General features: G+C 64.3%; 14 protein-coding genes. 8 read left to right on the top strand and 6 right to left on the bottom strand.

All coding sequences use genetic code 11. From position 1 onward, the window contains the following. The first annotated feature begins 17 nt into the window (after positions 1 to 17). The 5 genes from M3I56_RS12990 to M3I56_RS12970 are packed head-to-tail and all read left to right on the top strand — an operon-like array spanning position 18 to position 5006. Entirely contained in the window at positions 18 to 959 is a 942-nt protein-coding gene (locus M3I56_RS12990; RefSeq protein ID WP_254354274.1) for a DUF692 domain-containing protein, read from the top strand. Continuing rightward, entirely contained in the window at positions 949 to 1728 is a 780-nt protein-coding gene (locus M3I56_RS12985; protein ID WP_254354273.1) for a DNA-binding domain-containing protein, read from the top strand. Before M3I56_RS12990 ends, M3I56_RS12985 begins: the two co-directional genes overlap by 11 nt. Before the next feature lie 5 nt (positions 1729 to 1733). Further along, on the top strand, positions 1734 to 2237 hold the full coding sequence (locus M3I56_RS12980; RefSeq protein ID WP_254344143.1) for a DoxX family protein: 504 nt from the start codon (positions 1734 to 1736) through the stop codon (positions 2235 to 2237). After that, positions 2234 to 2875 carry a DUF1109 domain-containing protein gene (locus M3I56_RS12975; RefSeq protein ID WP_254354272.1) on the top strand — a complete coding sequence of 214 codons (642 nt, stop codon included), beginning with the start codon at positions 2234 to 2236 and terminating at the stop codon, positions 2873 to 2875. The genes M3I56_RS12980 and M3I56_RS12975 overlap by 4 nt, the downstream gene beginning before the upstream one ends. Before the next feature lie 52 nt (positions 2876 to 2927). Continuing rightward, positions 2928 to 5006, top strand: coding sequence for an NAD(P)/FAD-dependent oxidoreductase (locus tag M3I56_RS12970; RefSeq protein ID WP_254354271.1), 2079 nt, complete (start codon positions 2928 to 2930; stop codon positions 5004 to 5006). Positions 5007 to 5129: 123 nt separating this feature from the next. Here the strand turns inward: M3I56_RS12970 and M3I56_RS12965 are convergent, their stop codons facing one another. Beyond that, entirely contained in the window at positions 5130 to 6047 is a 918-nt protein-coding gene (locus tag M3I56_RS12965; protein WP_254354270.1) for an AraC family transcriptional regulator, read from the bottom strand. A gap of 101 nt (positions 6048 to 6148) precedes the next feature. On the opposite strand from M3I56_RS12965, the gene M3I56_RS12960 reads away from it, so the two are divergent. Together M3I56_RS12960 and M3I56_RS12955 are read left to right on the top strand one after the other, a co-directional pair. After that, complete coding sequence (locus M3I56_RS12960; RefSeq protein WP_254354269.1) at positions 6149 to 6898, top strand: SDR family oxidoreductase; 750 nt, start codon at positions 6149 to 6151, stop codon at positions 6896 to 6898. 19 nt (positions 6899 to 6917) lie between these two features. Further along, positions 6918 to 7676, top strand: a complete 759-nt coding sequence (locus M3I56_RS12955) for an SDR family oxidoreductase (RefSeq protein WP_254354268.1) — start codon at positions 6918 to 6920, stop codon at positions 7674 to 7676. 40 nt (positions 7677 to 7716) lie between these two features. Here M3I56_RS12955 and M3I56_RS12950 read toward each other — a convergent pair whose 3' ends face one another. From M3I56_RS12950 to M3I56_RS12930, 5 genes are all read right to left on the bottom strand, one after another. After that, on the bottom strand, positions 7717 to 8844 hold the full coding sequence (locus M3I56_RS12950) for a hypothetical protein (protein ID WP_254354267.1): 1128 nt from the start codon (positions 8842 to 8844) through the stop codon (positions 7717 to 7719). A gap of 53 nt (positions 8845 to 8897) precedes the next feature. Further along, positions 8898 to 10193 (bottom strand): hypothetical protein, encoded by a 1296-nt coding sequence (locus M3I56_RS12945; protein ID WP_254354266.1) that lies wholly within the window; start codon positions 10191 to 10193, stop codon positions 8898 to 8900. Positions 10194 to 10250: 57 nt separating this feature from the next. Next, positions 10251 to 11471 carry a hypothetical protein gene (locus M3I56_RS12940; RefSeq protein WP_254354265.1) on the bottom strand — a complete coding sequence of 407 codons (1221 nt, stop codon included), beginning with the start codon at positions 11469 to 11471 and terminating at the stop codon, positions 10251 to 10253. Between the two features lie 83 nt (positions 11472 to 11554). Beyond that, positions 11555 to 12277, bottom strand: coding sequence for an NADPH-dependent F420 reductase (locus M3I56_RS12935; protein ID WP_302056810.1), 723 nt, complete (start codon positions 12275 to 12277; stop codon positions 11555 to 11557). Next, complete coding sequence (locus M3I56_RS12930; protein WP_309249151.1) at positions 12261 to 13682, bottom strand: aldehyde dehydrogenase family protein; 1422 nt, start codon at positions 13680 to 13682, stop codon at positions 12261 to 12263. Before M3I56_RS12930 ends, M3I56_RS12935 begins: the two co-directional genes overlap by 17 nt. Positions 13683 to 13929: 247 nt before the next feature. Here M3I56_RS12930 and M3I56_RS12925 point away from each other — a divergent pair, with 247 nt between their 5' ends. Continuing rightward, positions 13930 to 14388 (top strand): nuclear transport factor 2 family protein, encoded by a 459-nt coding sequence (locus M3I56_RS12925; RefSeq protein ID WP_254354262.1) that lies wholly within the window; start codon positions 13930 to 13932, stop codon positions 14386 to 14388. The last annotated feature ends 115 nt before the right edge of the window (positions 14389 to 14503 follow it).

Below are 14503 nucleotides of genomic sequence, written 5' to 3'. Positions count from 1 at the left end.
AAAGAGCGGGGACGATCATGAACGCTTCCATCCGATCAGCGGCAAGGTCTGGCCGTCCCCTTCGCACGGCGCACGGCGGGGCCGCGCTCGCGGGCACGAGCTTCAAGCATGAGCATCTCGCGGCGATCCTCGAACACGGACTGCAGGACGGATTTTTCGAGGTGCACGCCGAGAACTATATGGGCGCAGGCGGGCCGCCGCACCGCGCGTTGAGCGCGATCCGCGAGCGCTATCCAGTCTCGCTGCACGGTGTGTGCATGTCGATCGGCGGACCGGACAGGCTCGACGCCCGCCACCTCGAGCGCTTTAGCGCGCTGGTCGCGCGCTATGAACCCGCACTCGTTTCCGAACACCTCGCGTGGTCCTCGCACGGCGGCACGTTCTTTAACGATCTGCTGCCACTGCCTTACACGAAGGCGACGCTCGATAAGGTCTGCGAACACATCGATCAGATGCAGGAAGCCATTGGGCGTCCGATGCTGCTCGAGAATCCGTCGACGTACGTGGCCTTCGCGGCGTCGACGATGAGCGAAACGGAATTCATCCGCGCGGTCGCGCAGCGCACTGGCTGCGGGCTGCTGCTCGACGTCAACAATGTGTTCGTTTCGGCGACCAATCACGGTTATCCGGCACGCGCTTATCTCGCGGATTATCCTCTCGAACACGTCGGCGAGATTCACCTGGCCGGCCACAGCGAGCAGCACGACGACGAGCACGCGCGACTGCTCATCGACAGCCACGACCGCGCCGTCGCCGATCCGGTATGGGCGCTCTACCGCGAAGTGATCGCGCGTACCGGGCCGATACCGACGCTGATCGAATGGGACAGCCAGTTGCCTGCGTGGCCCGAACTGCGCGCACAAGCATTGGCGGCCCGGCACATTGTCTCCGAACGTTCCAGCAACAATGCATCGGAGTCCGATATATATTACCCGGAGCGGGCCGCCCATGAAGCCTGAGCAATTCACGAGCGACTACGCGACGGCCTTCGCGCCGGGACTGACGAACCCCGAGCTCGCAGCGCCGAACGGTGTCGTGGCTGCGCACGGCAAGGGCGTCGTCAAGCGCTACAACGTCTATCGCAACAACGTCACCGTTAGCCTCATCGACGCGCTGGCCGCGATCTATCCCGCTGTGCAGCGCATCACGGGTGTCGAGTTCTTCCGCGCGATGGCACGCTTTCACGTGCGCGCCACGCCGCCGGCTTCGCCGCTACTGTTCGAGTACGGACGCGATTTTCCGTCGTTCATCGAAACCTGGGAGTACGCACGTGAGATGCCGTGGCTTGCGGATACGGCACGCATCGAGCGCGCGTGGCTCGACGCCTGGCACGCCGGGGACGCCGCACCGCTTGCGGCCGACGCATTCGCGGGCATCGATGCGGATTCGCTCGCGCAGGTGCGCTTTGTCCCGCATCCGGCCGCTCGCATCGTGCGCTCGCGCTATCCGGCCGTCGCGATCTTCGCGATGAACCGGGCGCCCGGCCCCGTCACCCCGCTGCATTCGAACGATGCAGAGGACGCGCTCGTCACGCGGCCCGATTACGACGTGATTGTTTCGCGCTTGCCCGCGGGCGGCGCTGCGTTTCTGCTCGCGCTCATCGAGGGCATGCCGCTCGGCACCGCCGCGCAGGCAGCCTTCGAGGAGAGCGACACCTTCGACCTGACGGCCAGCCTGGCCGCGATGATTTCGGCTGGCGTATTTGCCGCCGTTCAACCAGGAGCGTAACCATCATGCAAACTCGACAGGACTCCAGACCGTCTTTCGCGGGCAACGTCGCGCACGCGATCGGCTGCGCCCGGCGCTTCATCGAGCGGCTCGCACAACCTTCGTTCGTGCAGCTCGTGCTGCGCCTTGCGCTGGCCGTGCCTTTCTGGAAATCGGGCATTCTCAAGTGGCACGGTTTCCTGCAACTCAACGACACGGCCATCGATCTCTTCACCGACGAATTCAAGCTCCATCTGCCCGGCGGCCCGTATCCGTTTCCGGCGCCGGCCCTCTTCGCGTTCCTCTCCGCGTGCGGCGAGGTCGGCTTCCCGGTGCTGCTCGTGCTCGGGTTCGGCACGCGCTTCGCGGCCGCCGGATTGCTGCTGATGACCTGCATCATCGAGCTGACGGTGCCGGACGGCTGGCCGATCCACATCACGTGGGCCGCCATGGCGCTCGGCATCGCCGCCTGGGGCCCCGGCGTGATATCGATCGACTACCTGCTCGGAGACCGCGCGTACCGGTCATGAAAACGCGAGAGCTGGTCACCCGGCTCGCGAGCGACGTGTCGCCCATCGAGCGCAACGCCGTCCCGAAGCTGCTCACGCGCGCGCTGCTGTACGGCCTCGCCGGCAGCGCGGCCCTGCTGGTTGCGCTGTACGGCGTGCGCAGCGACATGCCCGAGCTGATCCTCACGACGATGTTCTGGATTCGCCTTGCGTTCCCACTCGCGATCATCGCCGCGGCCATGGAGCTCGCCGGGCGGCTAGGCCGCCCCGGCGCACGCCTCAGGCTCGCCGGGCTCGCGGCGGCGCTGCCGGTGGCCTCCATGCTGCTCGCCGCGGGCAGCATCCTGCTGGCGACGCCGCCGGGCTACCGGCTCGAGTTGATGCTCGGCACCACTTGGCGCACGACGACGGCGAACGTCGTACTGCTATCGCTCCCCTCGCTCGCTGCAATATTGCGCGCGATGAAGCAGCTCGCGCCGACACGGCTCGCCCTGGCCGGCGCGGGCGCGGGTTTTCTGGCCGGCGCGCAGGGATTGCTCGTCTACTCGCTCTATTGCTCGGAAATGGCGGTCCCGTTCTGGGGTGTCTGGTACGTGCTCGCAATCGTCATCACGAGCGCGGTCGGCTCGGCTATCGCGCCGCACTGTCTGCGCTGGTGAGATTCGCGTCGACGCCGCATGCGCCGTGATGGTTCGCTCGAAAGGGTGCCGTATGTTCTGGAACGCCTTCAAACCCCTGGTCCGCGTCGCGCCCAAAGTACGCGCGCTTTGCATGCCGTGGCTGCTTCTTGCCACACGCGTCTGGTTCGGGCAGGTCGTGCTCGTGCATCAGATCATGGCCATGGCGCAAGGCGATCAGGGCGGCTTAACCGGCGCCGGATTGCATGCTCCGTCCAGCGTGGAGGCAGCGCTGCACGGTATCGTGCCGCTCCTGCTCACCGCTGGCCTCTTGACCCGACCCATAGCGCTTGTTTTGCTGGTTGGCGGCTACGGATCGATCGCCCTCGGTCCGGGCGGCGCAACGCTTGTTTTGCTCGCCTGGCTGGTCGTGCTGGGTCCGGGAACGTTCTCCCTCGACGCGATGTTGGCGCGAGGCCTGGCGTGGGCTCCACTTGGCCCGGCCCGACAGGTCAGGAAATGCTACGAGCTGCTAGAACGATTTGTGTCCCCTGTGCTCCTGCTCTTCTCGCGCGCGGGCATAGCGGCGTCGCTCAGTCTCGCTTCCGCATTGACGCCTTCCCTTTTCGGGCAGGCTGCCCATCAAGGTCTTACGACACTGTTCGCCTACCCCTCATGGATCGCTGCGCTGCTCGCATTCTGCATCGCCTTCGGCTGCATGACGCGGCTGGCGATGTTCATCTATGCCGCCATGGTTCCACTCGCTGGCATCGCCATGGCCATGGACGACCGGCTGGCCATTCTTCTCTTGCTGCTTATGTTTGTCGCCACGGGGCCCGGCGTCATCTCGGTGGATCATTGGCTCGCCCGCTGGGTGCTCGACAGCCCGGACAGAGAAAAAGGCACGTTGAATGCGTATCCACATGTCGTGGTGGTAGGCGGTGGCTTTGGCGGGATCGAGACCGTTCGCGGCCTACGCAATTCGCACTGCCGGATCACCCTCATCGACCAGCGGAATCATCATCTGTTTCAGCCGCTGCTCTACCAGATCGCGACAGCCGCGTTGTCGCCCGGAGAAATCGCAACGCCGATCCGAAGCCTCTTTCGTGGACAGCGAAACGTCCAGGTCCGTCTGGGAACCGTCACAGGCATCGACACCGCCACCCGCGAAGTGCTGATCGGCACAGCCAGCCTGAAATTCGACTATCTCGTTCTCGCGACCGGCGCACGTCACAGCTACTTCGGCAACGATCACTGGGCGCCGTACGCGCCCGGGCTAAAGAGCATAGAGGACGCGACCTCGATCAGGAGCCGTCTGCTGCGGGCATTTGAAGAGGCGGAAACGGCCGCCGACGCAGCAGCCCGCGCCGCATGGCTGACGTTCGTCATCGTCGGCGGAGGACCAACGGGTATCGAGCTGGCCGGCGCCATCGCCGAACTCGCGCACCATGGGATGGATCAGGAATATCGCGCAATCGATCCGTCGACATCGCGCGTCATTCTGGTTCATGCCGGACCCCGCGTTCTGCCGACATTCCCGCCGTCCCTGTCTGCCGCCGCGGAACGTTCCCTTCGCAAGCTGGGTGTCACGATCTACCTCGACACCAGGGTGCTGGGCGTCGATCAGGAGGGCGCCGACCTCGGCAAGGATCGAATTGCATCCCGCACCATCCTGTGGGCTGCCGGGGTGGCGGCGTCTCCGGTCGCCCGATGGCTAAAGCAGCCAGAGGACGCGTCTGGACGAATCAAGGTGAACGACGACCTCTCTGTTCCGGCAGCTGAAGGCATCTTTGCAATTGGCGATGCCGCTTCGAGTCTGGGCTGGAACGGAGTAGCGGTGCCGGGGTTGGCGCCAGCCGCCAAACAGCAGGGAAGATATGCCGCGCGGGTGATCAACGCACAGCTTGCGGGTCGCCGTCGTCCGCCGCCGTTTCGATACAGACATTTCGGCAGCCTGGCAACGATCGGGCGTCAGGCCGCGGTGGCGGAAATCGGCCCCATCCGCATGTGGGGTGCGCCAGCGTGGTGGTTCTGGGGCGCCGCACACATCGCGTTCCTCACCGGCGGGCCGAACAGGGTGAAGGTCATGCTGGATTGGTTCTGGGCCTATGTCACCTATCGACGCAGCGCGCGACTCATTACCGGCCCGGCTTCCGACAGGCAGCCGGATTGATGTTCGCAGTGCACAAACCGGTCGCTTGCCGCGCTCGGAGCGCCGCCAGCTGAAGCGCGCGCCCCAGCCTCCCGGCAACCCGCTTGCGCCTGCTTACGCCTGCTTGCGCCTGCTTACGCCTGCTTACGCGCCATCCGGGGTCATCTGCTCCTCGCGCGCGTACTGCGTCGGTGGCCGGCCGACGTGCCGCGTAAAGGCAACGCTGAACGTGCTGGCCGAACTGTAGCCGACAAGTTGTGCAATCTCGGCGATACGGCCGTGATTGCGGCGCAATAGATCCTTCGCGAGCGCCATGCGCCAGGTCAGCAGGTATTCCATCGGCGCGACGCCGACTGCGCGGCTGAAGCGCTCGAAAAAGGTCGAGCGTGAGAGCGCGGCCTCCTTCGCGAGCGCGGCAACCGTCCACGGCTTCGTCGGGTGCTCGTGCATCTCCCGGATCGCTGCCGCGAGACGGCTGTCGGAGAGTCCGCGCACGAGACCCGGTGGCGCATACGTTCCCGCCGTGGATCGTAGTGCTTCGATGAGCAGCACTTCCAGCAGGCGGGAGAGCACGACTTCGCGCGCAGGCCGCTGCTCTCTCGATTCCTCGCGCACGAGTTTTACGAGCGTGGCCAGCCGTTCCTGGCCGCGCACATGCACGAGTTGCGGCAGCAGCGAAACCAGCAGGGACGAATCCGGCGACCCGAAGCTGCAGTGGCCCGCCACCATGCGCGAGTCGACCGCCTGGTCCGCAGCGCCGATTCTGAATTCATTGTTGCCCAGCGCGACGGGCGTCACTGGCTCGACGTCCTGCGGCGGAGGCTCGAGGCTGCTCATCCCGATGCCATAGGACGCGGGAATCAGGACGAAGTCACCGGCCACGAGTTCGAGCGGCGCGTGATCGTCGATCGTGATGCAGCACCCGCCATCGAGGATGACGCAATAGAAAGGCTCGCCCGCACCCGAGCGACTGATGCGCCACGGGCCGGCGCCGAGGACGAGTTTGGAGTAGCGCGCACTCGGCTGCAGCAGCGTCACGACTTCAGCCAACGGATCGATCATGGCCGGACTCCTGCAAACGAAATTCGTACCTTTGATTGTAGCAAGTACGGTCTGCGCGATCTATCGTATGGACACACGCAAACCATGCCAAAGGAGATTCCATGCAAACCGTGCTGATCACCGGCTGCTCGTCCGGATTCGGGCTCGAGGTCGCCCGCTACTTCCTGGCCCGTGACTGGCGGGTCGTCGCCACGATGCGTACGCCGCGTGACGACGTGCTGCCGCCTTCGGAACACCTGCGCGTGCTGGCGCTCGACGTCACGAAGCCGGAGAGCATACGCGAGGCCGTCATGGCCGCGGGCCCGATCGACGTCCTCGTCAACAATGCGGGCTTCGGCGCGGCTTCCCCGGCTGAACTGGTTCCGATCGAGGCCGTGCGCGAGGTCTTCGAGACCAACACGTTCGGCACGATCGCGGTGATGCAAGCCGTGCTGCCCCAGTTCCGCGAGCGCAAGGCGGGCGTCATCGTGAACGTTACGTCGAGTGTGACGTTGAAGGCGCTGCCGCTGATCGGCGCGTACCGCGCGAGCAAGGCTGCGGTGAACGCGTTCACCGAATCGATGGCGCTGGAACTCGAGCCGTTCGGCGTGCGGGTGCGCCTCGTGCTGCCGGGCCGTTCGCTGGAGACACGCTTTGGAGAGAACGCGCGGGCCCACATCCACGGCTTCGACAACGAAGCCTACGCCGGTCTCGTCAAAGAAGTCCTCGCGCGTCTGGAGGACACGGCGTCCCCCCTCACCCACGCACAGGACGTCGCCGAGGCGGTATGGCGCGCGGCAACCGACCCCTCGACTCCGATGCGCATTCCCGCCGGCGCCGATGCCGAAGCATGGGCAGCTGAGGTGAGCTAATCAACACCAGGAGATTTCCATGCAGGACAATGTCATCGCCCTCGTCACCGGGGCCAATCAGGGCATCGGTCTTCAGATCGCGAAGGATCTCGCGTCACACGGCCTCACGGTGCTCGTCGGGTCGCGCAATCTCGAACGCGGTGAGGCCGCGGCCAGGGAGGTTGGGCCGAACGCGCGTGCGCTCCAGCTCGACGTGACGGATCACGCTTCGATCGCAGCGGCCGCGCAGCGCATTCGCGACGAGCATGGCCGCCTCGACGTGCTCGTCAACAACGCCGCGATTTCGAGCACGAACCGGCAACCCGGCCAGTCGGTCGAGGACTTCGCCAAGACCACCCGCCCGAGCAATGTCTCCCTCGATGAAATGCGGGCGGTATGGGACACCAACGTGTTCGGCGTGCTGGCCGTTTATCAGGCGATGCTGCCGCTCCTGCGCAAATCGACGGCCGCCTGCATCCTCAACGTGTCGAGTGGCGTTGGGTCGCTCACGACGAACTCGGACCCTGCGTTCCCGTGGCGCTCGATCTTCGGTCCCGTATACCCCGCGTCCAAGACGGCGCTCAACGCATTGACCGTTGCCATGGCGATCGAGCTGGAGCCGTTGGGAATCAGGGTCAACGCCGTCTCGCCGGGCTACACCCGCACGAACCTCAACGGCTATACGGGCACGGAGACCGTCGAGGAAGGGGCACGTGAAGCAGTGCGCGTCATTTTGCTGGGACCGAACGGCCCGTCGGGGACATTCACCCGCTGGGAAAATCAGACGATTCCGTGGTGAGCGAGGGGCCGCTGAAGGCGAAAGGTTGACTTCACGCTCCTTACGCCGAATTCGCCGCTTGTGTGAGTTCGAAGCGAATCGTTCGGTTGGTGCGTTCGACGCTCGATTCGCGGTGCGCTCGCAGCGGCCCGTCAAACGCTTCGAACAGGTTGTTGCCACAGACGTCTTCCAGCTCCGGCGCGACACGAATGGCGGGCCGCATCGCCGTCCAGGGCGAAGCCGGCGTAAAGGTCCAGCGTCTTTCGCCCCGTTCGATCGCGACGCGCCCTGATACCGGCAGTTCGTCGTCTCCCACGACCGTAATCGCACGCCCGAGCAACGCCCAATCCAGTGGCCTGGGAAACACGATTTTCAGAGGTTGATAGCTCTTCGCCGCAGGAGGCAAAACCGTCCAATGTGCGACCGCAACGGGCTCGCGAACCGCCTGGGCGACAACGAAAGACTTGTAGCAATTTCGCCATAGCGGACGACCGGACGAGTCGACCATCGCGGAGCCGATGGCCAGCGCGTAGCGTTGCCCCATCCTCAGCGGCGGACCCAGTTCCCGATTGGGACCTACCCAGCGTTTCAGCCTGCCGGGATCCAGCAGAACCGTCAGGCATCGCATGCTCCTGTCCCAAAGCTCCAGCGCAGGCCGATAGAGCACGTCGTGCGCAGGCCGTCCATCGGGGCCGATGAGACTGATCTGCGTCTCGGCACCGCCACGCCGCATCGGGCTGGAAAAGCAAACGTAGAATCGAAGCAGGTTTTCCGGCAGCACATCGGCGGAAGGAAAGACACCCGTCACGAAAGCCGGGGCGGCGCCGATCGGGCCCGGTAGCGAGAATTCGAGTGTCAGCACGTCCGCATGCCCGACCCGGCCGAGCGGCCGCGGATCGAAGCTTGCTCGATAGCGAACGCCCGGTTCGAACGGAAAACGCGGAATGAATCGCACCCCGGCCTCCAGAAGCTGATAGCGGCCAGCCACATCGGGAAGTTCGTCGCCGCCCCGCATCGCTGCATCGATAACGTTCACACGCAGCACGGATTGCAGGAGGCGGGCCGTCCCCTGGTGTTCGACGAGAAACGCAACGAGATCTGGATCGAGGTTGTGCACGCCGACGCTAGCCGCCCCGCTCCGCTGTGTCTCGTGCTCGACCCGCAGTGATGGCTGGAGTGTCATCGGCATTCTCAGGCAGTCTCGTTGCGCAATAGCCCGCGTCCGGTTGATCCTGCAACCGGCTATGCGTGGTCGATCTCGTTGCGATGTTCGCGGTAGTGGAACGGATCGGGACCATTCGGCCAGTTCATTTCCGCCATCCCCAATCTGCGGTCGAAGAAGTACGGAACCATCAGTGTGCCGATGTCCAGTCGCGAGGACGTCTTCGGATGCCGCCAGATGACGACTGCCCACCGTGGATCGAGAATCGCGATATGTTCCGCCCGGATCGGCAGATCGCGCTGCGTGCGCCCGAGGCCGCCCGGCCCGAAATCGATGGGGCCACCGGTCGGCTCGGGTTTCGCGGTTGTCAACTCTGCAGCTTCGATACGCGATGCGCTGCGTACATCGATGGTAACCAGCAAGTAGTCCTTATGGTCGGTCGGATCGGTATAGGTCAGCATATCCAGCGGATTCGACCCATAGCCCAGCTCGCCGATCGTGTCCCCATGCACGTGCGCGCCATCCTTCAAATCTTCCAGGCGGAAGCGAACGAGCGGCGTGCAACCGTACACCGCAAACAGGTACGGCTTTCCATCCATCTCCCGGATCAGTTGCCGCACGATCGGGGCGCGTGTTTCGAACTCTCCGTGCGTCGGGTGCCAGATTTCGACGGTGCTCGTCGACAGCCGGGAACTGAACGGATATGGGATGCGATACAGCGTCGATGCAAAGCGCTGATTCGAGATTCCCGTGACGAAAACCTCGCCGTTGTAGTACTTGACGTCCGTGATCGCATAGACCTGCTGGGGCTCGAATTCCAGCATCGCTTTCTGGTCCGGCTCGTTTGGAATTGCCATTTTCGAGTGCGCAATCCCGTCGAGTTCGAGCAACTCGAGTTTGCCGTGATTGACCTTCACGATCGCAGCCATGGCGCCTGGCCCGCCGCCGCGTTCGACCGACATGAAGATCTGTCGCGACGGCTGATGGATCGCCATATCGTTGATGACAATATTGCCGACCGTCGTGCCGAAGAGCGCAGCGAGCTTCTGATCCACGCCCAGGACCAGATCTCGGCCTTCGAAGTTATGAAAATTTCCCATTACCACGTCGGCCTGAGAGGTCACGTCCGACTCCCTCAGTGCAAACGCATGAACGGCCGCACCCGTGATATCGCCGACGAAGAGAACATTGCCGGGCCCGAACTCGAGGGCTCCCGCAGACTGAAGCGGACCGCCCGGCCGCGGCGAGCCGGATCCCGCCACTTCAGTCCTGGTCGTTTCACCCCCCGCCAGCACCGGGCCCGCCAAGGCAAGCATGAGTGCCGAGGCCGAGCCAGCCCGCAGAAACTCGCGCCGCGAACGGGCATCGTCCGCCATACCGGATGTCGTTGTGTGGTCCATTGCGTTCCCTGGTTGTAGCATCACCGTTCGGTGCTAGATGCTGGCGAATCCGCCGCCGGCTGCCGTCAATCCACCGCTGACCTCGAGCGCATCGATCGCGCCATGCAGTTCCAGCGGATTGACGCCTTCGCCATGCGTGATCAGGCCACCGGCGATCGCGATCTTGCGCGCCGATCCTCCGGGCTTGATGCTAAGCGCCGTCGCCGCAAGCCGGACAACGACGCCCTTGACTAGCGAGTCGCCCGTACCGCCCCACGTCTCGATGCCCCGGCGGACGGTGATCTCGCCGACGGGCTGGCTGATCTGGATGCCCACTGCGCCATCGGCATGCGTGACGACGCGCTCGAATTGCGCCGACCGCACGGTGCCTGTGTAGACATTGAAGCCGCGCGATCCCTGGCCGAACGTCTCGATCAACGCGTTGACTTCGAGCCGGTCGAGGGAGCCGAAATTTACGAAACCGATGCCGCTCGGCCCATAGGACGTGACTTTCCCGTCGACGATCCAGCGATCGACCGCTCCCCAGTTGTCGAGCACCATGTCATTCGGGCCGTAGGTCGTCACCGGGCCGTGATTGTGCACGCTGGCGACGTATGCGCCCGACACGACGAACACGCCGCCGGTGATGCGATCCGGCGTGCCGGGCGCGATGCCGCCGTCGCTGTGGACGGCGCCCGTCTCCAGGCGATGCGCGACGACACGCCCGCCCGTCTCTCCAGCGCCGCCAACGAAGATGCCGCTGCCGCGAACCGGCGCACCCGCACGTCCCGCCGAAAGCCCGCTGAGGTCCGCCGTGATGACCACGCCGCGGTCTTCGCGCTGATTCCAGAGCGTGAAAACACCAGCAACGACTTCGACGCCATACCCCTTCGGGCGCTCTTCATAGCCTCGGGCGTCCGCAGCCCAAATGTCGATATCGTGTGCTTCGACATGGCCGCCAGCCACGCTTTCGCGGGCCAGCAACCGCACGACGCCCGCAATGCTCAGATCGTGCAGCACGAGCCGACCGAATCCGTCGACACGGGTGTCGTTGAAAATGGCGCGCCGATCGGGGTCCGTGGAAAGCCGCAAGCCCTCGACCCGATTGTCTGCCGAAAGCTCCAGCCCGTCGCTGCCGGGCGCGAAGCGCAGGGCGGCTTGTGCGTCGATGCCGGTCAGCGCCAGACCGGGCCGCAGGCGAAGGGCCGCCACCCCATCGATCTGCGCTGCAACGACGATATGCAGAACCTGGTCGTCGTCGACCGCCGTCTGCAATTCGGCGAGCGTGGAGACGTTGCGCGTTTCGGTGTTCACGATGGGTCGTTCCTCCATGATCTGATGCACGGTGCGCACGCCGCTTAGACGAGCGACGCGGCCTCTTTGGCGCTGACCAGCTTGCCAAGCTTTCCATACTCGTGCAGATCGCCGCCAACCTCGATCCGGATCGACTGGTCGATACCGCCCACTCGCACGGGAGAAAACCCGCTGACGGTAATGAGTCTTGCCACAACCTCGCCGGCTTGCGCATCGTCCGCTGCATAGAACAGCACGGCCCGCTCCGGCGACCGGTTCGCGCCGGCCTCCAGCGATTCGGCGCCCAGCGTGCCGAACGCCTTGACGAGACGCGCCCGATCCGGGAGCAGCCCGGAAATTAGCACTCCAGAAGATTGCTCGTCAGGAATGGTCTTCCTGTATCCGCCCTTACCGTCCGGGGCGATCGGGTTTGACGGGTCCACGATGATCTTTCCCGCCAGCGCCTCACGATGCGTGACGAGAAATTGTCTGATTGCGTCGAACTGGATCGCCAGGACAATGACGTCCGCCCTGGCAATTGCATCCTCGACCGTTGACGCTTCGGCATGGCTGCCGAGTTCGCGGGCCACTTCCTCTGCCTCATCCAGCGTCCTTGCCGCGATGATGATCGTCTCGCCGCCGGTTACCAGATTCTTCGCCAGCCGGGAGCCTATGTTTCCAAGGCCGATGATCGCGGTGTTCATGACAGTTGCGCTCCTTTCTGTTTCCCGCCTGCGTGACCGCAACGGTCCGTCGCGGCGGATGATGGAATCAGTGACGCTTTGCATCCAGGCCGATCTCGTGAATGACCGTGCGATACTCGACAAAGTCGTCGATTGCGGATACGCCGTTCAGCCGGCCGAGACCGCTCTGCTTGTAGCCACCTTCTTCCGTCTCGTCGTAGACGACCGCCCAGTTATTGATCCAGACGGTGCCCGCTTGCAACTGCCGGGCGATGCGCAGCGGACGGTCCACGTTCGTGGACCAGATCGACGCAGCGAGCCCGTACTCGGAGTCGTTCGCGAGGTCGACTGCCTCGTCTTCGCGGTCGAAGGCCTGCATAACCAGGACTGGGCCGAACACCTCTTCCTGCGCGATCGGCATCGAATGATCGTTGATCTCCAGAAGTGTCGGACGGTAGAAGGCGCCTCTCGCGAGCGGCCCATCCTTGAACGGACCGCCTCGTACGACGACCGCGGCGCCAGCCGCGATCGCGGCCTCGACCATGCCGTCCACGCGGCGGACATTGGCCATATTGATCATCGGCCCCATGTCGCTGGACGGGTCCGCGGCCGGACCGGCCTTGACCGCTTCAAGACGCGCGGCGAGACGCTCGCGAACGGTGTCCAGAACGGGGCGGTGAACGAGAAGCCGGCTGCCCGTCATGCAGAACTGCCCGGCGAACACGGTCAGCGCCTTCTCGATTTTGGGCAGTGCGACGTCGAGGTCGGCGTCGTCGAACACAAGCATGGGCGTCTTGCCACCGAGCTCGCCGCTGAAGCGTTTCATGTTCGTCGCGCAGGCTGCCATCATCGCCTGTCCGGTCTTCGAGCTGCCGGTCAGACTGATGACCGGCACATCTGGAGAATCGACCAGCACCCGCGCGCCGGCGCTGTGGGTTTCGGTAAAGACATTGACGACGCCCGCAGGGAGGCTCGCGACTTCGCTGAAAACCTCGCACATCCGCGTGTTCGTCTGCGCGGTGAAGCCGGGAAGCTTACCGACCACGGTGCAGCCCGCGGCAAGCGCCGGCGCCAGCGAGCGGATGAAGAGCACGACCGGCGAATTCCACGGCGCGATGATGCCGGCAACGCCTGCTGCCTCGCGCAACGTCGTCGTATAGCGTCCTGGAGCGGTTTCCATGGCGCGCCCGTAATCCGCGAGGGCCAGGGCAGCGTAAAACCGCAACTTGGAAGGGACCATCGTGACTTCGAACTCGGCTTCGGCCTTAACCTTTCCGTTTTCGAGCATCAGTATCTCGACCAGGTCGGCGGTCCGAGTCTCGAAGCGGTCTGCCATTTCGTTGAGGGCCTTTGCCCGTAGGCGCCGGTTCTCGCGCCAGCCGGAGTCCTGAAAGGATTTGAGCGCAACGGCGATCGCCCGTGTTGCCATCGTATCGGTCGCTTCGGTAAAGGTGCCAATCGTCTCACCGCTTGCCGGGTCGATACTCTCGGCCGCAACCGGGGCATCCACCCACTCGCCTCCGATCCAGTGCCGACCTCGCAAATTTAAAGCCATATCACACTCCCGTCCGGTTTCCCGTTTCGTTCCGAGCCACCGCGCAAACACTCGTGACCGCAATGTGTTCTGGATGGTAGCCAACCGTTCGGCTGACCGCTAACGGACATTGCGGAAATCGGATTTCCATTTCTGGAAAGCTCACGCGAGCGGCTGCGTTTGTATGCTTGAGCATGTGCCCCTGATGAGGAGGAAGAAGCCCATGCTCACGCCAACCGAAGTGCTGTCCTCGATACTCGAGAAGCCAACCGATATCGAGCACATCCGTGCGCTCGTCACACCTGACGTAACGTATGTTTCGCTCAACTACGACAATCCCGATCTGAAGCGGATCATGCCGTGGGCCGGTACGTCTCGTGGTCCCGAGAGCATCGTGAAGACCTTTGTGGATGTCGGCCGATTCTGGAAGATTCAATCCTTTGAGCCGGAGGCGCTGTTCGGCACCGACGAATACGCCGCCATGTTCGGCCGTTTCACGTACCGATCGACGGTACTCTCAAAGGTCGTGACAACGCCGTTCGCGGTGTTCGCCAAGGTCGAACATGGCCGCTGCACGTATCTTCAGTTTATGGAGGACACGTTCGCGACAGGCGCGTCGTTCCGAAGCGGCGGAAGCTGGACTTTTCAAGGCAATCCGAACGGCGAGCGAGTCGTGCTCTAGCCGACTGGCTCCTTTGCGTCGCCACGGGCGGACTGCTGCCTTGCTGCCGCCCCGTTGCGGCGGTAATCTGCGTCAGACGATGGAGGCTGCAGATCGCCAGCAATGTGCGGGTCGG

The sequence above is a fragment of the Paraburkholderia sp. CNPSo 3281 genome (assembly GCF_024206515.1).
Taxonomy (GTDB): Bacteria; Pseudomonadota; Gammaproteobacteria; order Burkholderiales; family Burkholderiaceae; genus Paraburkholderia; species Paraburkholderia nodosa.
The sequence above is the reverse complement of the archived record's forward strand: the minus strand, read 5'-3'. Positions and strand labels throughout refer to the sequence as shown.